Raw genomic sequence first — 15,010 nt, forward strand, 5'->3', positions numbered from 1 at the left:
GCCCACCTGAGCGCGGTCGACGGCCGCACGCGGGGGGAGGTACACCGTGTGAGCACGACGCCCGTCCGCTCCGCCACGACGGCCGGACCGGAGGCGGTCCGCGACCGGCTGTGGCAGGCCGTCCGCGCGGGCGGCGAGTACGCCGCCTCCGGGGTCGTGCTCGCCGCCCCTGGAACGGCACCGGGACGGAGGCCGCCCTGCCGGGCCTGATCGCCCCGGTGCCGGCCGGAATCGGCACGGAGCTCTCGGCGCGGTACACGGCGCTATGACGGTCACGCCGGGGAGCAGGCCCGGGGCGGGCTGACGGCGAGGCGTCCGAGAGGGCCTCGAAGAGGGTTCTGCGGGCGCACGGTGGCCGGCCGCCGGACCCCGGGACGGCCGCCGCGTCCCGGGGACGACCCCGGGCGCGCGTTCGGACCCATGGCCTCGGCGAGGCCGGGTAGAGGAGGGGGTGATGAACGTACGAGATCACGCCATGCCACCCCGTGTCCGCAGGGAATCCTGCCGTCGTCCCGACGGGATTCCCTGCGGACAGGGCGATGCCCGCCTCCGCGCCCAGCGCGCGCCGGGCCCGCCGTTCCCGTCCGTTCGCCGGGGCCGGCCCGCACCGTCCGACTGTCCGAGCGAGCGATGAGACCGGTCGAGCTGCCGGCCCAGGACGGGGGGAACCGGGTCTTCGGGGAGAGGACGACCGCCGCCTCGGCCCGCGCACACGTTCTGGCGGTCGTCCGGGGCCACCGGGGCACCTCGGGCCGTCCGCCCGCCGAGCAGGCCGTCACCGATCTGCTGCTGGTCACCTCGGAGCTGGTGTCCAACGCGATCCGTCACGGCGGCGGTGTCGTGGCCTTCGAGGCGACACCGGCACGGGACGGGATCCGGCTCACCGTGCACGACCGCAGTCCCGACATCCCCACCGTCGCCTTCGGGCCCGGAGCGCTGCCCGCGGGGCACGACGGCGGGGGGTACGGGTGGCCGTTGATCATCAAGCTCGCGTACGACATCGTCATCGAGCCGTGTGCGGACGGCGGCAAGGCCGTGAGCGTGGTTGTGCCCCTGGGCACCGGACCCGAACCTGCTGGATGAGGGCCCCCGTCCGGGTTCGTCCGCGTGGTGCCGGCCCTCGGACGGTACGAGGAACGCGTGCCGGGCCCGGGGGACGCCGAGGAGGCGCCAGCCGCGACCGACGGCCGCCGTCTGCCTGTCGTGCCCGTGCCGAGGTCACGGAACGCGCCGGGCCCCGGCCCCCGGACGGGACCGGCCCGCTCCGGGACGCCGCGCCGGGCCGTCCGACAGGCGCGGCGAGTCCCGCGGACGTGCCCTGCCGAGGGAAGCCACACCTGTGTGCCCTACCAGGGAAGAAAGACGTGCACGTCCTTGCCCTCCGGCTGGATGACCACACTCACCTGGTCGCAGAGCGTGTGCACGAGATGCCAGCCGATTCCGCCCGGGCGCCCGGGGCGGAAGGGGCGCGGAGTGGGCGGGGTCGTGCTGCTGTCGTGCATCGTCACATGGACCCCGTCGTACGTCGGACGCATTCGCAGCGCGAAGTGGCCCGGCGCGTACTGGACGGCGTTGGCGGCCAGCTCGTCCACCACCAGCAGTACATCGTTCCAGTGCTCCGGACTGGCCGGAGGCGAAGCCCGCGCCAGCCGACGCAGAAACCCCTCGGCGGCCAGCCGCGCGTCGGTCACGTCGTGCAGTTCGCCCTTGAAGTCGGCAACGAGGTGCTCGACCGCCTCGAACGGCCAGGCCTTGTCCCACTGCGGCTCGGTTGCCATGCCGTCCTTCCCCCGGCCGTCGTACCGGCCGGTACTCGTCATCCATCGTGCTGTCGCCCGGCCCCCTTATCACGGTTGCCAGAACGCCGAGAGCTACGCATCCCGAATCACAGGTCCCTCGCCCGGGCCACGGTGACCCATCCGGTCGGGGGCGTCGTGCAGCGATCTCGTGAAGATGACAGGGCCCGGCGGCGTACCCGGGGGCGTGCTGGGTACGGGCGCCGATCGGGCCGACCATGTCGGCCGAGACGAAGGGTGAACCGGTCGTGGGCGGGTGCGGGGGAGCGGACGGCGCGGCGGGCAGGAGAAGCGCGGCGGGAGATGACCGTGAGGTGACGGAGGCAGAGGAGACTGGGGGCCGTCCCCGGGCGCTGGCCCGGCAGGTCGCCGACGCGGTGGAGAGCCTGGTGGCGCTGTGGACCGGGGCGGCCGAGGCGGTCACTCCACGGCTGTCCAGCCATCAGCTGAAGGCGCTGACCGCCGTCCGGCAGCGCTCGGAGCTCAATCTCACGGCGCTCGCGGAGACGCTCGGCATCGCCCTGCCCGCGGCCAGCAGACTCTGCGACCGGCTGGAGGCCGCGGGACTGCTGGAGCGGGTGACCCATCCCCGCAACCGGCGCGAGCTTCAGCTGCGGGTCACCGCCCATGGGCGCACGGCGCTCGCCGAGATCGCCGAACGGCGGTCCGCGAGCCTGGCCCATGTGCTGGCCGCGATGACCCCCGCCCAGCGGGCCGCGCTGGAACACGGGCTGCACGCCTTCCGCGCGGCCCGAGCGGCGCAGCCGGACGAAGAGACGTAGCCCCGCGTCCTGGGTACGCCGTGGCCGCCGAGCGGCGCCTTCATCGCCGTAGAGGCGGCGTGGCGGCCTTTACCGTCCGCTGCTCGCTGTCGACGTGGCACAGCAGCAGGCACACGTCGTCGTCGCCCTCGGAGTCCTGCAGCATCGGGTCCAGGACCCGGTCCGCGGCGCCCTCCAGATCGTCGGCCAGATCCGGCGGGTCGAGCGCGGACAGCGCTTCGGTGAGCCGCTGGATGCCCGGGTCGATACCCAGGGCCCGCCGCTCCACCAGGCCGTCCGTGTACAGGGCGAGGGTCGATCCGGCCGGCAGCGGGGCGGTGTGGTCCCCGATGGCCTGCCGCAGCGGAATGCCCAGCATGGCCCCCGGTTTGTCGTCGAGGGTGTGGACCAGGCCGTCGGGTGTGCGCAGCACCGGGGGCGGATGTCCGGCTGCCGCCCAGGTGAGGACGGGTTCGCCGGGGCGGAACCGGGCGATGACCGCCGTGGCGTACAGATCCGGCTGCAGATGGTGCAGAAACAGGTGCAGCCGGGTGAGCAGTTGGCCCGGGGTGCCCCCGTCGACGGCGTAGGCGCGCAGGGCGGTGCGCAGTTGACTCATCATCACCGCCGCGTGCAGCCCATGGCCGGTGACGTCGCCGATGACCGCGATCAGACTCCCGTCGGGCTGGCGAAAGGCGTCGTACCAGTCTCCGCCGACGTTGAGGCCGTGGGTCGCCGGAAGGTAGCGGGCGGCCAGTCGCAGCCCCGGGGTGGTGGGCAGATCGGTGAGCAGCGCCCGTTGCAGCGTCTCGGCGATGTCCCGGTTGTGTTCGAAGCGCTGGGCGTTGTCGATCGCGATGCCGGCCCGGCGGGCCAGCTCGATCAGCATCACGGCGTCGTCCGGGTTCCACCGGTCGCCCGGCGGCGTGAGGATCAGCACGCCCAGGGCCGTCCGCCGGGCCGACAGGGGAACGCACAGCAGGGGCCGGGTGGGGTGCAGGGCGGAGGGCGGCCGGTCGTCCACGCCGGGCAGGCCGCCGGGGTGGGCGGCCGCGTACTGCGGACGTCCGGTGCGGGCGGCGACGACGGCGGCGGCGGGACGGGGCGCGTGTGCCTGCGCCGGCTCCTCCTCGTCGCCGAGCAGCCATACGTCGACGCTGCGCGCGTACGTCGGGATCAGCAGTTCGGGGAGCAGCCGGACGATGTCCCCGTGATTGAGGGACGCCGTGAGAGCAGCACTGGCGTCGGCGAGGAACGTCAGCCGTCGGCGTGCCTCCTCTGCCTCGGTACGGGCGGCCCGCTCGGCGGCGAACAGTTCCTGCTGCGCCCGTCCCGCGGCGTCCAGTTCTGCGTGCAGGGCGAGGACGCCCTGGTTCGTCTGGTGCAGCTCCTCACGGTGGAAGGCGACCAGCGCCTCCTGCTCGGTCAGCGCGTCCAGCACGCGTGCCGTGTCGTCGTCGGCGCCCCACAGGCCCTCGGCGAGGGCCGCCGTTCGGGCGGGGACCACGGCCGGGCCGGCACTGCCCGCCCGCTCCGAGGCGGGAGCCGAGGCCTGCCACGTGAGATCGGCGTCGGAACTGTCGTCCGGGTGGGGGCAGAGAGTGAGCCACAGCCGCGGCTGGTCCCCGGACGGGGACGGGGGAGTGGTACTGAGGGTCAGCCGCCAGGCGCCTCCCTTGGTGAGGCACTGCCGCAACTGTGCGGTGAGCGCGGTGACCAGCCGGGTGCGGTCAAGGACGGGGACGCCGTGCCCGGCCGCTAGCCGGGCGGTGGCGATCCGGGCCCGGGCGGCGTCGACGGCGGTCGTGATCTGCCAGGTGTGGGTCATGGTTCACGATTCGGCGGTGTGGGGGACAGCACGGCCACCGTGGTGTCGTCCCGGACGGGCCGGGCCGAACTGCTGGAGTCGCGCACGATCAGTGCGGCCGTCACCCCCGGGTCCAGGGTCGCGACGGGCACCTCCGGGCGGAGCGACCACCGGCTGGGCAGGCCGTCGCTGTGCAGGACGAGAAGGCAGTCGGGGCTCCAGGGCAGCCGATGGCGGGGGATGTGCGCGGGGCGGTGGGCGCCGACTATGCCGGGATGCGACACGAGCGGCTGCCAGCCGTCGCCGGTGCGGAGCCGCGCGCCGATGTTGCCGATGCCGGAGAACTCCAGATGTCCTGCGGCGAGATCGAGTTGGGCGACCGCGACGGCGGCGCCCCGGGTGTCGCGCAGCGCGGTGTGCAGCGCGGCGAGCAGCTCCGGTGCCGTCAGCCGGGGGCTCTGCCGCAGTTGTCGTACGGCGGCGTCGGACGCCTCGGCCGCGCGCGGGCCGTGTCCCAGGCCGTCGGCGAGGAGCAGCGTGAGGCGCTCACCAGAGCGTACACAGGCCCAGGCGTCGCCCGAATGACCCTCGACGAGGGGGATGTTGACGCCTCCGGCGCGCACCGGCGCCGGTGCGCGCCGGGCCCGCTGACCGTTCCTGCGCCCGGCGGAGGCACCTATGCGGACCAGGGCCACGGTGCCGCGCCCGGGCGAGCTGTGCAGGTCGAAGTCGTCCGCCAGGCGCCGGCAGGTGCCGAGCCCGGCCCCGAGCGAGGCCGTGGTCGAGAAGCCGTCGTGCAGCGCGGCCGACAGGTCCGGGATGCCGGGGCCGTGGTCGATCGCGACGATCTGCACAGCGGCCCGCTCGCCGTCCGCAGCGGCACCGTCCGGCGCGGCCGGTGTCTCCAGCAGTATCTGGCCGCCGCCCGCGTGCTTGAGCAGGTTGGTGGCGAGTTCCGTGGCGACGAGCACGGCGGCCGCCTCCCGGTCCGCGCCGAACCCGGCGTGACCGCAGGCCTCCTCGGCCGCCACCCGGACGTCCCGGAGCCGGGTCGTGTCGTGCACGGGCACGTCCCAGACACGGGTCATCGCGCCTCCTCGCGCGGGCGTGGGGGTCCGGCCGTCCAGCAGACCACGGTGACGGAGGTGCCCCCGCCGGGCCGCGTGTCGATCGAGAACTCGTGGACCAGCCGCCGGGCCCCGCCGAGCCCCAGGCCGAGCCCGCCGCCCGAGGTGTAGCCGTCGGTGAGCGCCTGCTCGACGTCGGCGATGCCGGGTCCCTCGTCGGTGAAGGTCAGCCGGAGGCCACGGGCCCTGCCGTGGTCCAGGACGACGGACTCGACCTGTCCGCCGCCGCCGTGGACGAGTGTGTTGCGTGCGAGCTCGCTCGCCGCGGTGATCAGTTTGGTCTGTTCCACCAGACCGAAACCGATCTCGGCAGCTGCCTGCCGCACATGCTGTCGTACCCACGCCAGATCCATGTCCGAGCGGATGGGCAGGCATGTGGCGAGGCGGCCCGATGTCTCCGTCACGCGTTCTCCTGGCGCTCTGGGACGTGGGACAGGGGGGCGGAGGCCCGGGTCAGCATCCGCAGGGCCTCGTCGGCGTCGAGCGCGGTCCGCAGGCCCGGCAGGGTGAGGCCGAGTTCCACCAGGGTGATGGCGACCGCGGGGCGCATGCCCGCGACGACGGTCTCCGCGGCGAGCAGTCCGGCGCTCGCGGCGATCTCGGCGAACACACGGCCCAGGAAGGAGTCCACGATCTCGACTCCGGAGACGTCGATGACGACCCCGTTCACGGGGCTGCGGGTGATGGCCGCCGCGATGTGCTGCTGGAGCTGCTCGGCCGCCTTGTCGTGCAGTTCGCCCTGGAGCGTGACGAGCAGGACGTCACCGAGCTTCAGTACGGGGATCTGCGCGCCGTCCGGGGCCCGGAGATCCCCGGTCACGGCGTGCCCCCGCCGGTGGACGTCCGGTCGACCATCACGGCATCCAGCCGGTGGAGGGCGTGGGCGAGGGCGTCGGCGAGGGTGGCGCGGGTGACGACCGGACCGAGGTCGATGCCCAGATGGACGATGGTCTGGGCGATCGCCGGCCGGATGCCGGAGACGATGCACTCCGCCCCCATCAGGCGGGCCGCGGCGACCGTCTTCATCAGGTGCTGGGCCACCAGGGAGTCGACGGTCGGCACTCCGGTGATGTCCAGGATCGCGAACCGCGCCTGCTGGCTGACGATGGCCTCCAGCAGGCTCTCCATCACGACCTGGCTGCGGGCGCTGTCCAGGGTGCCGATCAGCGGGACGCCGACGATGCCGTCCCACAACTTGATGACGGGGGTGGCCACTTCGAGCAGTTGCAGGCGCTGTCGCTCGATGATGTCCTCGCCGGCGCTGAGGGCCGTCTCCATGACGACCAGGCGCAGCGTGCCGAGCAGGACGGTGAGCGTCACCAGATGCGGCCCGGGCGCCTCCCCGTCCGCTTCGGCCAGATCGGCGGCCAGCAGTTCGCTGACCGAGGGGCGCAGCGCCGCCACCTCCTCGGCGATGTGGCCGGGGCTGGTGCCGGCCCGTGCGCGCGAGGCGGCCATGCGGGCGAGCTGTTCGCGCACCCCGAAGAAGCCCGGAGCCCGGAAGTCCTCGATCCGCCCGGCGGCGGCCACCACGGCGAGCGCCTCCACCAGGGCACCGGCGGCCTCCACCGCCTCGTCGCGGGAGACCGTGAAGACCGTCCGGAACAGAGTCTCGTCGGCCCAGCGCTGGGAGATCTGCTCCCGGCGGCGTTGCAGGAAGTCCCCGACGACTCGTGCCGATGCTCCTCGGTCGGTTGCCGACTCCTGGTCCGTCACGTCCCTGTCTCCTTTGTGTGTATGCTCCCCCGGCTGCCAGGGAGCCTCCTCGGAGAGCGCGGTTCATGTCGCGCGACAACTGTAATCATGGGAGATCTCACCGGGCACCCGTGGCCTCCCGGGCGATCGTCCAACGAACGGGGGACCCCGCCGACTGCCGTCCGTATCCGGGGCGTCGGAGCCCGGGCGGGTGGCGCCGGCGAAGGCGGAGCTGTGCCCCTTCCCGCGGAGCGCGCGACTCCCCTGGGAGGACACCGCCTCAGGAGCCCTGCTGCCGTCCGAACCAGTCCAGGCACACCACGAGCGCGTCGTCATCCGCCGTGGGCCCGCCACGATGGTCCGACAGCTCCCTCAGGACCGCGCGCGGCACGTCGGCGGCCGGGAGCAGCCGCGTGGCCGCGATCGCCTTGGCCAGTGCCTTCTCGCCGTAGGTCTCGCCTCCCGGTGCGGCGACGCCGTAGACGCCGTCGCTGACGAAGACGAGCCGGTCACCCGGTGCCACGTCGAATTGCTGTGTGACGTAGTCGGTCTCCTCGAACATGCCGAGTGGCAGTTGCGCGTCGAAGTCGACCGCTTCCACGGTCCGGCCGCGCATCCGCATCATCTGCGGGGAGCCGGCGTCCACGACCTTCACCCGGCCGGTGGACAGCTCGAAGTCGAGCAGCAGCACGGACAGATAGCAGGCGCCCCGGTAGTGGGCGTAGACGGCCTGGTCGGCGAGGGCGGCCTGGTCCTCGATGGGGATCCCGGCACGCCGGGCGTTGCGCAGCGCGTTGATGCCGAGGTTGGTCAGCAGCGACGCCTCGATGCCCTGGCCCATGCCGTTGGTGATGTACACCATCAGCCGGTCCGGCCCGGCGGACCAGTCGAAGTTGTCGCCGAAGATCGCGTACGCCGGCTCCAGCTGGGCCCCGAGCGCGTACTCCGGCCGGCGGCACGAGCGGCCCGGCAGCAGCTGCCACTGCATCTCGGCCGCGAGCGTCAGCCGGTCCCGGCGCCTGGCCTGGACATAGACATCCGTGTCCCGCTCGGCCACGAGCATCTCGTGGCCGAGAACCTCGGCGATGTCCACGAGTTCGGGAAGGGCCTCGGCGGCCGTCCCGGACGGCAGCGCGACCGCCAGTACGCCGAGCCGGTCACCGCGTACCGTCACCGGCAGATGGGCGAGGGTCAGCTCGCCGGTCTCCTCCACGACGGGGTCCTGCGCACCGAAGGCCCGGCCGGCCGTGGTGCCGTACATCGCCACGGAGTCGGTGACGGGGAACTGCGCGGAGACGGGCTGCAGTACGGTGAGCCCGTAGTCCGCCATCAGGAGTTCGACGGACTCGGCCGCGTACTGGCTGCGCAACACGTCCCGGAGCGCCTCCACCAACCGGTGGGGAGCCGCGTTCCGGAGCGCCCTCTCGGCTGTGACGAATCTGTTCACGATGTCGGATACGCCATTCTTCCACTAGTACGATTCCGGACCCATGCCCTGAGGGACACCGCGTCCGTGCTCGTATCTATCGTTATGCGTGAGCTGTCGCCCCGGCAGGCCGACAGGATTCGAGAAGCCTGGGAGAATGAGACGGTGACTTCCTCCAGCCCGCGTCCCGAGCCCAGCGAAGTGGCGCGTGTGACCTCAGAGGCGGCGGAGCTGCTGGAGGTCCTGTGGGGGCGCGCCTCGACGGCCCCCGTCTCGGCTTCCCAGCTGCGGGTGCTCTTCATACTCGAGCACAACGAGGGCATCAATCTGCGTACGCTCGCCGACGCTCTCGGGTCGACCCCGCCGTCGACGAGCCGCCTGTGCGACCGCCTGCAGGCCGTCGGGTACGTCGAGCGCGCCGCCAGCTCGACCAGCCGGCGCGAACTGCGCCTGTACCTGAGTCGTCGGGGCAGGTCCTTCCTGGCCGAGCTGCGCGAACGCCGCGAGCGTGCGCTGGAGTCCGTCCTGGCCCAGATGCCGGCGGCCAAGCGCACCGCACTCCTGCAGGGCCTGGAGGCCTTCTGCGCCGCCGCGGCGGCACAGCTCCACGAGGCCGAGGGAACCGACGCGCGTACGGCCTGAGCCGCGGGCGGGCAGGCGCGCCCCGCAGGTGTGCCGGACGCCTGCCGCGGTCGGTCGGCGCGCGCAGCCGGCTCCGCCCACCGCAACATCCCAGTTCCTTCCATGCTTTTGCTGACCCAACTTTGTTGCCTGATGGCTACAGTTGTCAAACGGCAAGTGTTGGGGGTGGCGGGGCCGCCCGCAGGGGCGTTCGCCCGTGCGTGGGCTCGCTGTACCCAGGAAGCCAGCCGTGCGGGCCCGGCCCGGGACGCCTCCGCGCCCTCCTCTAGGGACGGCTCAGGGTGTCGCCGAGCGCGTCAAGCGCGTCGTCCGCGTTCGCGTAGGAGGGGACCGTCAGGGTCACCCCCGTCAGATCGAGGATTCGCTGGACGGCCGGGGCCGGATCGATGAGCCCGACCGAGCCGCCGATCTGCCGGGTCTCCTTGTAGGCCTTGAGAATGATGTTGATGCCGGACGAGTCCATGAACGGCACCGACGAGAGGTCGAGCAGCAGATGGCGGCGACCGTGGTGGGCCTGGTTGGCGAGGTGGTGATGCAACTCCGTCGCGGTGTCGACGTCCAGGTATCCCTGCACGACGACCAGCGCGACATCCTCTCGGGGCATCGTCACCTCGATGGACAGGGGGGTCTGCTCAGCCGACACAATGTCCTCCCATACGTACGGCGTGCGGAACTCGCCTACCCCGGGGCGGACAGCGGATGCACCGCGGACCGCGCACCGGAGGTGATCAACCTCTCGCCGCCGGAGCGGTGCCCCGGCGGCGAGTCCGGCACCGCGTACCCCTCAGACATCGCTCCACACCAGCGGATCGCGGGCACGGGCGTACGGGATCGGGGGGCGACGCACGGCATCGCGCGGGGCGCCCCCGCCGCCGGCACCGTTGCTGCGGTTACTCCCGTGCCCGGCCGTCGGACGGACTCAGCGCCCCCTCGTCCTGTTCCCGGCCGCCGGGCGAGGCGTCCGGGGCCGTCTCCTCGTCCGCCGGATCCAGGGCGCGGGGCTCCTCGGTGCCCGGCGGGCGGAGCAGCTTGGCGCCGTCCCGGACGCGCTCCAGCGACTTCGTCAGGGTGCGCAGGGAGAAACCTTCCCGCTTGCGTGCTTCCTGCCGCGGCGGGGGCAGCGCGCCGGACGAGTCCCGGTAGGCAGCCAGCGCCTCATGGGCCAGGTCGGCCGCCTCCCGGTACAGGTCGCGCGACTTGGTCATGGCGTCCAGGGCCTCGGCGTAGGCGGCGAGTTGGAGCCGTGCCGCGGCCAGTTCCTCTTCGAGGGTCGTCAGATGCCACTGCACGCGCAGCTCGGACAGCGCCTCCTCCGCGCCCTCGGGCAGCGGTCGGGGCTCCAGGGCGTAGCGGCACACTGTCTCGAGGAGCTCCTGCGGTCGGGAACCGTCCAGGAACACGGTGCGCACGGCGAAGTCGTCGTCCCCGACGCCGGGGGCGGCCGGCGCCGAGGGCAGCACCACGGCGCCTCCGCGGGGTACCCGCGCCCCGAGGTCGTAGAGCGCCCAGTTGACCACCTGGAACTGTTCGGGCGCGGCCCGGTGTTCCACGATCCGGTGCCGCAGGCCGGGCGGCAGCAGAGGGGCGAGGGGACGCAGCCCGCGCGCGTCGGGCGTCATCGCCTCGTGGACGATCACATGGATGCTCCAGGAGCGGCGCGCACAGTCCCTCAGCAGGCGTCGCAGCGCCCGGTCCTCCGCGGGCAGCGGGTTGATCCCCCGGAAGCGCAGATCCCCGACCACGTCGTGGTCCCAGGGCGCGTCGGCGTCCTCCGGCCAGAACACGGTGGCGGGCGAGGGCCAGTCGAGGTCCCAGGTCCGGTCCGCCTCCGCGACCAGGACCCACTCCTGCGAGCCGTCCTTCTCGTCGGGTGCCTCGAGGTCCAGACGGGCCCGCACGACGACGTCGTCGGCCACGAGCCAACGGGCTTCGAAGGCGCGATGGGGCACGCCGTCACGCGAGCCCTCGAATTCGAGGTGGTCCTGGATGACCGCACTGTTCTTCAGTTCCCGCAGCCGGTGCCGGACGGTGTCCTCGGCGTCCGGGCCGAGGTGGCGCCCGCGCGCCGGCCACACGGTGTCGGGAGCCGTGGCGGGGGCGGTGGGGGACTTTGCCATGAGGTCACTCTGCGAGGGATCGGGACGGGTGCGCTTCCCGGTGTGGTCGCGCCCGTCGCGGGGTCGGGGACGGAGGTGGAGTCGGGGTCATGATCGCTTGTTCCCACCGTATGCCCCCGCTGCGGACGGAGCCGCACCGCATCGCCGCACCGAATCCGCCGACCTCGCGGGAACGCGCGAATCGATTGCTGAAACGATCGATTCAGCGGTCAAGCATTGCTGGAACACATGATTCAGTCGTACAGTCCTGGCATCTTGTGTTGCCTGACATAGGGGTACGCCATGGACCGAGCCCGTCTGCGTCAGCTCCTCGCCCGCGAGAGCGCCGAGGCCGAGCGGCGCAACCCGCGCTCGCGGGCCGCCTATGCAGGCGCCGACCATCTCTTCGGCCGGGTCCCGATGACCTGGATGAACAAGACCGCGGGAGCCTTCCCGCGCTATCTCGCCGCCGCCCGCGGCGCCCGGGTCACGGACATCGACGGCCACGACTACATCGACTTCTGCCTCGGCGACACCGGCGCGATGGCGGGCCACTCCCCGGACCCGGTCGCGACGGCCGTGCACCGGCGGTTCACCGAACTCGGCGGTGCCACGGCGATGCTGCCCACGGAGGACGCCGAGTGGGTCGGCGCGGAACTCACCCGGCGCTTCGGACTCACCCGGTGGAGCTTCTCGCTGACCGCGACCGACGCCAACCGCTGGGCGATCCGGCTCGCACGGGCGGTCACGGGCCGCCCCAAGATCCTCGTGAACAGCTACAGCTATCACGGCAGCGTCGACGAGTCGCTGATCGTCGTGGGGCCGGACGGGCACGGCACGGCCCGCCCCGGCAACGTCGGCGCGCCCTGCGACGTCACCCTGACCAGCCGGGTCGCCGAGTTCAACGACCTGGACCAGCTCGAACGCGAACTCACGCACGGCGACGTGGCCGCCGTCCTCATGGAGCCCGCCCTCACCAACATCGGCATCGTGCTGCCCGAGCCCGGATATCTCGCGGGCGTGCGGGAGCTGACCCGGCGCACGGGCACCCTGCTGATCAACGACGAGACGCACACCTTCTCCGCGGGCCCCGGCGGCTGCACCGCCGCCTGGGGCCTGGAGCCGGACCTCCTCACCATCGGCAAGGCGATCGGCGGCGGCATCCCGGCAGGCGCCTACGGACTCTCCGCCGAGCTGGCGCATCGGCTGCTGGGCCGGGAGGACCTGGACCTCGTCGACATGGGCGGGGTGGGCGGCACCCTCGCGGGCAACGCGCTCTCCGTGGCCGCGACCCGGGCGACCCTCGAACACGTTCTCACCGACGAGGCGTTCGCCCGGATGGCGAAGCTGTCCGAGCGGTTCGAGGACGGCGTGCGGTCCTGCGTCGAACGGTGGGAGCTGCCCTGGTCGGTCAGCCGGCTCGGCGCCCGTACCGAGTACCGCTTCGCGAACCCCGCGCCGCGCACCGGCACCGAGTCGGCGGCCGCCTCCGACCCCGAGCTGGAGGACTACCTCCATCTCTTTCTGGCCAACCGGGGCGTGTTGCTCACCCCGTTCCACAACATGGCGCTGATGTGCCCCGCGACCACCGAGGAGGACGTCGACACCCACACCGGGTTGTTCGACGCCGCCCTGGCCGAGCTGGTCGGCGGGCCGGCGTCGGTAGGCTGAGCGGCGATCACCGGGAAGGAAGAGCGTGGACGAGATCGACCGGGCCATTCTGCGTGAGCTGCAGACCGACGGCCGTATCGCGTACGCCGACCTCGGCCCCCGGGTCGGGCTCTCCGCCTCGGCGGCCCGCCAGCGTCTGCAACGGCTGCTGGACACCAAGGTCGTCCAGGTCGTGGGCGTCACCGATCCGATGCGGATGGGCGGCCAGGCGATGGCCCTGCTCGGCGTCACGGTGGACGGCGATCCGCGGGTCGTCGCCGACGAGTTGGCCGCCCACCCGGAGGTGGTCTACTCGGTCCTGACGTCGGGCGGCTTCGATCTGTTCGTGGAGGTCGTCTGCGCCGGTCCACGCGAGCTGCTCGACTTCGTGGGCGATGTCGTCCGTGTGGCGGAAGGCGTCGAACGCGTGCAGGCCTTCCCCTACTTCGGCATCCACACCCACCGCTTCCTCTGGAACGTGGGGTAGCCGCCTTCTCCCGGTGCTTTCCGGGCCCTCGCCCGGATCCGGGCGTAGAAAATGTGCCAAAAAAGTCCCCGCGTGCGGGGAGTTGCGCATGGTTTACGGAGGATAGGGCACACGGCTCGAAAATCGAGAGAGAGGGCCTGGCTGTGCTCGTTCCGGATCTGAAGGTGGTCAGAGGACTGCTGACCCGGTACGCGTCCCTGCGGATCGCACTCGCCGAGAGGGACACGCCCGAGGGGGCACAAGAACTGGAGGACGTCAGCTACACGCTGTGCGTCATGATGGGGACCCGCACGGTGCAGGAGGCGGTGGAGGCCGCGGACGCGCTGCTCACGGCGGGCACCGGGCAGGTCACCTCGCGGGAGGCCGACGGGGAGAGCGGTCTGCCGGTGGCCGTCTGACCCGCGTCGCTCTGCGTGCCGCGGCCGAGCCCCGGCTCGGGCCGGTCCGGAGTCACCCCACCGGGATCCCGCGTCCTTGGTGCGGAGACTTCGGGCCGGATTACTAGGGCAGCAGCTTCTCGAACGCGGCCCGCCCCTCGGACGCGAGCTTGCGCTCCGCCCACGCGAGCGTGCTGGGGGTGATGTCCCTGCCCGAGGCGAGGACCAGGTCCTCCGGTGTGGTGTTCGCCGGAAGCTCGTGCAGCAGCTCGTCCGGCGTGGCACGGTCATCGGACGGACGACGTGACGCATCAGGCTGTGACGTCGACATGGTGTCTCCTATGCGAGTCGATCCGCAGTGGTGGCACCCGCGGTCGTCCGAGGGCAGGACACCACACTCTTCCCTCACCTTTCATCGAGATGACGCCGAGCGCATCCCGAGGAACCCAGGACAGACGGCGACCGAATCCCCGCACCCGGCCATCGGGTACGGGGAGTTGTGATGTGTGTACGTACGGCGACGAAGAGGTCACACCCCTCACGCGGGGCCGTCCGTACGGGCCGAGCGGGATCCGGCCGAACGTCGTACGGCGTACCGTGGATCCCATGGACCTCGACGCCCTCGACCGCGCGCTGCTGCGGGAGTTGCAGACCGACGCCCGCCGGACCAACCGGGACCTGGCCGCGAGGACGGGCGTGTCCCCGTCCACCTCGCTGGAGCGGGTACGGCTGCTGCGCGAGCGCGGAGTGATCACGGGCTACCACGCGGCCGTCGACCTGGAGGCGGTGGGCCGCCCGGTCCAGGCCCTCATCTCCGTCCGCATCCGGCCGCCGGCCCGCCCCGTCATCGAGGGGTTCCGCGAGTGGGCCGCCCGGCTCCCCGAAGTCATCGGCCTGTTCGTGACCTCGGGCGCGCACGACTTCCTCATCCACATCGCCGTTCCGGACGTCAACGGCGTCTACGCCTTCGTGATCGACCGGCTGACCGAACGCCGCGAGGTCGCCGATGTGCAGACCACCCTGGCCTACGAGCATGTCCGGTCCCGTCATGTCGAGCCCGCGGCCGACCGCCCACGCGACCGGGGAAGGACCCGGTGAGGAGGCCGGACCCTGCTCCCTCACATCCGGTGCCCGGTGCCGCGGATC

At 72.5% G+C, this 15,010-nt stretch carries 18 protein-coding genes; 8 read left to right on the plus strand and 10 right to left on the minus strand.

Annotation, left to right across the window (positions count from 1 at the left end; all coding sequences use genetic code 11):
- Positions 1 to 48 precede the first annotated feature (48 nt).
- Positions 49 to 210, plus strand: coding sequence for a hypothetical protein (locus AB0L95_RS23135; RefSeq protein WP_365164004.1), 162 nt, complete (start codon positions 49 to 51; stop codon positions 208 to 210).
- 420 nt (positions 211 to 630) lie between these two features.
- On the plus strand, positions 631 to 1,083 hold the full coding sequence (locus AB0L95_RS23140) for an ATP-binding protein (RefSeq protein ID WP_365164006.1): 453 nt from the start codon (positions 631 to 633) through the stop codon (positions 1,081 to 1,083).
- Positions 1,084 to 1,346: 263 nt separating this feature from the next.
- Here the strand turns inward: AB0L95_RS23140 and AB0L95_RS23145 are convergent, their stop codons facing one another.
- On the minus strand, positions 1,347 to 1,778 hold the full coding sequence (locus tag AB0L95_RS23145; protein ID WP_365164206.1) for an ATP-binding protein: 432 nt from the start codon (positions 1,776 to 1,778) through the stop codon (positions 1,347 to 1,349).
- A gap of 332 nt (positions 1,779 to 2,110) precedes the next feature.
- Between AB0L95_RS23145 and AB0L95_RS23150 the strand changes: the two genes are divergently transcribed.
- Complete coding sequence (locus AB0L95_RS23150) at positions 2,111 to 2,578, plus strand: MarR family transcriptional regulator (RefSeq protein WP_365164008.1); 468 nt, start codon at positions 2,111 to 2,113, stop codon at positions 2,576 to 2,578.
- A gap of 40 nt (positions 2,579 to 2,618) precedes the next feature.
- Here AB0L95_RS23150 and AB0L95_RS23155 read toward each other — a convergent pair whose 3' ends face one another.
- From AB0L95_RS23155 to AB0L95_RS23180, 6 genes are all read right to left on the minus strand, one after another.
- The gene (locus AB0L95_RS23155) at positions 2,619 to 4,385 is read right to left on the minus strand and encodes a SpoIIE family protein phosphatase (RefSeq protein WP_365164011.1); all 1,767 of its coding nucleotides are present in this window, start codon (positions 4,383 to 4,385) and stop codon (positions 2,619 to 2,621) included.
- Positions 4,382 to 5,452 carry an ATP-binding SpoIIE family protein phosphatase gene (locus tag AB0L95_RS23160; protein WP_365164012.1) on the minus strand — a complete coding sequence of 357 codons (1,071 nt, stop codon included), beginning with the start codon at positions 5,450 to 5,452 and terminating at the stop codon, positions 4,382 to 4,384. Before AB0L95_RS23160 ends, AB0L95_RS23155 begins: the two co-directional genes overlap by 4 nt.
- The gene (locus AB0L95_RS23165; RefSeq protein WP_365164209.1) at positions 5,449 to 5,844 is read right to left on the minus strand and encodes an anti-sigma regulatory factor; all 396 of its coding nucleotides are present in this window, start codon (positions 5,842 to 5,844) and stop codon (positions 5,449 to 5,451) included. The genes AB0L95_RS23160 and AB0L95_RS23165 overlap by 4 nt, the downstream gene beginning before the upstream one ends.
- A gap of 47 nt (positions 5,845 to 5,891) precedes the next feature.
- Positions 5,892 to 6,311 carry an STAS domain-containing protein gene (locus tag AB0L95_RS23170; RefSeq protein WP_365164015.1) on the minus strand — a complete coding sequence of 140 codons (420 nt, stop codon included), beginning with the start codon at positions 6,309 to 6,311 and terminating at the stop codon, positions 5,892 to 5,894.
- Positions 6,308 to 7,207 (minus strand): STAS domain-containing protein, encoded by a 900-nt coding sequence (locus AB0L95_RS23175; RefSeq protein ID WP_365164016.1) that lies wholly within the window; start codon positions 7,205 to 7,207, stop codon positions 6,308 to 6,310. The genes AB0L95_RS23170 and AB0L95_RS23175 overlap by 4 nt, the downstream gene beginning before the upstream one ends.
- Positions 7,208 to 7,466: 259 nt before the next feature.
- Positions 7,467 to 8,633 (minus strand): SpoIIE family protein phosphatase, encoded by a 1,167-nt coding sequence (locus AB0L95_RS23180; protein ID WP_365164018.1) that lies wholly within the window; start codon positions 8,631 to 8,633, stop codon positions 7,467 to 7,469.
- Positions 8,634 to 8,717: 84 nt separating this feature from the next.
- Here AB0L95_RS23180 and AB0L95_RS23185 point away from each other — a divergent pair, with 84 nt between their 5' ends.
- Complete coding sequence (locus tag AB0L95_RS23185; protein ID WP_365164019.1) at positions 8,718 to 9,254, plus strand: MarR family transcriptional regulator; 537 nt, start codon at positions 8,718 to 8,720, stop codon at positions 9,252 to 9,254.
- A 265-nt stretch (positions 9,255 to 9,519) separates the two neighbouring features.
- Here AB0L95_RS23185 and AB0L95_RS23190 read toward each other — a convergent pair whose 3' ends face one another.
- Together AB0L95_RS23190 and AB0L95_RS23195 are read right to left on the minus strand one after the other, a co-directional pair.
- Positions 9,520 to 9,897: an STAS domain-containing protein gene (locus tag AB0L95_RS23190; RefSeq protein ID WP_365164020.1), complete on the minus strand. Its 378-nt coding sequence runs from the start codon at positions 9,895 to 9,897 to the stop codon at positions 9,520 to 9,522.
- 247 nt (positions 9,898 to 10,144) lie between these two features.
- Complete coding sequence (locus tag AB0L95_RS23195) at positions 10,145 to 11,371, minus strand: hypothetical protein (protein ID WP_365164022.1); 1,227 nt, start codon at positions 11,369 to 11,371, stop codon at positions 10,145 to 10,147.
- A 282-nt stretch (positions 11,372 to 11,653) separates the two neighbouring features.
- On the opposite strand from AB0L95_RS23195, the gene AB0L95_RS23200 reads away from it, so the two are divergent.
- The 3 genes from AB0L95_RS23200 to AB0L95_RS23210 all read left to right on the plus strand — a co-directional run bounded on the left by AB0L95_RS23200 (position 11,654) and on the right by AB0L95_RS23210 (position 13,885).
- The gene (locus AB0L95_RS23200) at positions 11,654 to 13,021 is read left to right on the plus strand and encodes a transaminase (RefSeq protein ID WP_365164025.1); all 1,368 of its coding nucleotides are present in this window, start codon (positions 11,654 to 11,656) and stop codon (positions 13,019 to 13,021) included.
- Positions 13,022 to 13,046: 25 nt separating this feature from the next.
- Positions 13,047 to 13,487 (plus strand): Lrp/AsnC family transcriptional regulator, encoded by a 441-nt coding sequence (locus AB0L95_RS23205; protein ID WP_365164026.1) that lies wholly within the window; start codon positions 13,047 to 13,049, stop codon positions 13,485 to 13,487.
- Between the two features lie 143 nt (positions 13,488 to 13,630).
- A complete protein-coding gene (locus AB0L95_RS23210) occupies positions 13,631 to 13,885 on the plus strand; it encodes a DUF5133 domain-containing protein (RefSeq protein ID WP_365164028.1) in 255 nt (84 codons plus the stop codon).
- A gap of 103 nt (positions 13,886 to 13,988) precedes the next feature.
- Here the strand turns inward: AB0L95_RS23210 and AB0L95_RS23215 are convergent, their stop codons facing one another.
- The gene (locus AB0L95_RS23215) at positions 13,989 to 14,195 is read right to left on the minus strand and encodes a hypothetical protein (RefSeq protein WP_365164029.1); all 207 of its coding nucleotides are present in this window, start codon (positions 14,193 to 14,195) and stop codon (positions 13,989 to 13,991) included.
- 275 nt (positions 14,196 to 14,470) lie between these two features.
- On the opposite strand from AB0L95_RS23215, the gene AB0L95_RS23220 reads away from it, so the two are divergent.
- Positions 14,471 to 14,962 carry an Lrp/AsnC family transcriptional regulator gene (locus tag AB0L95_RS23220; protein WP_365164030.1) on the plus strand — a complete coding sequence of 164 codons (492 nt, stop codon included), beginning with the start codon at positions 14,471 to 14,473 and terminating at the stop codon, positions 14,960 to 14,962.
- Positions 14,963 to 15,010: the final 48 nt, after the last annotated feature.

The sequence above is a fragment of the Streptomyces sp. NPDC052036 genome (assembly GCF_040680495.1).
Lineage (GTDB): Bacteria > Actinomycetota > Actinomycetes > Streptomycetales > Streptomycetaceae > Streptomyces.

Bases quoted from the DNA above. Each gene is read 5' to 3' on its own strand.
- AB0L95_RS23140 (WP_365164006.1), top strand. From the start codon at position 631: ATGAGACCGGTCGAGCTGCCGGCCCAGGACGGGGGGAACCGGGTCTTC.
- AB0L95_RS23145 (WP_365164206.1), bottom strand. From the start codon at position 1,778: ATGGCAACCGAGCCGCAGTGGGACAAGGCCTGGCCGTTCGAGGCGGTC.
- AB0L95_RS23155 (WP_365164011.1), bottom strand. From the start codon at position 4,385: ATGACCCACACCTGGCAGATCACGACCGCCGTCGACGCCGCCCGGGCC.
- AB0L95_RS23160 (WP_365164012.1), bottom strand. From the start codon at position 5,452: ATGACCCGTGTCTGGGACGTGCCCGTGCACGACACGACCCGGCTCCGG.
- AB0L95_RS23165 (WP_365164209.1), bottom strand. From the start codon at position 5,844: ATGGATCTGGCGTGGGTACGACAGCATGTGCGGCAGGCAGCTGCCGAG.
- AB0L95_RS23185 (WP_365164019.1), top strand. From the start codon at position 8,718: ATGCGTGAGCTGTCGCCCCGGCAGGCCGACAGGATTCGAGAAGCCTGG.
- AB0L95_RS23195 (WP_365164022.1), bottom strand. From the start codon at position 11,371: ATGGCAAAGTCCCCCACCGCCCCCGCCACGGCTCCCGACACCGTGTGG.
- AB0L95_RS23200 (WP_365164025.1), top strand. From the start codon at position 11,654: ATGGACCGAGCCCGTCTGCGTCAGCTCCTCGCCCGCGAGAGCGCCGAG.
- AB0L95_RS23215 (WP_365164029.1), bottom strand. From the start codon at position 14,195: ATGTCGACGTCACAGCCTGATGCGTCACGTCGTCCGTCCGATGACCGT.
- AB0L95_RS23220 (WP_365164030.1), top strand. From the start codon at position 14,471: ATGGACCTCGACGCCCTCGACCGCGCGCTGCTGCGGGAGTTGCAGACC.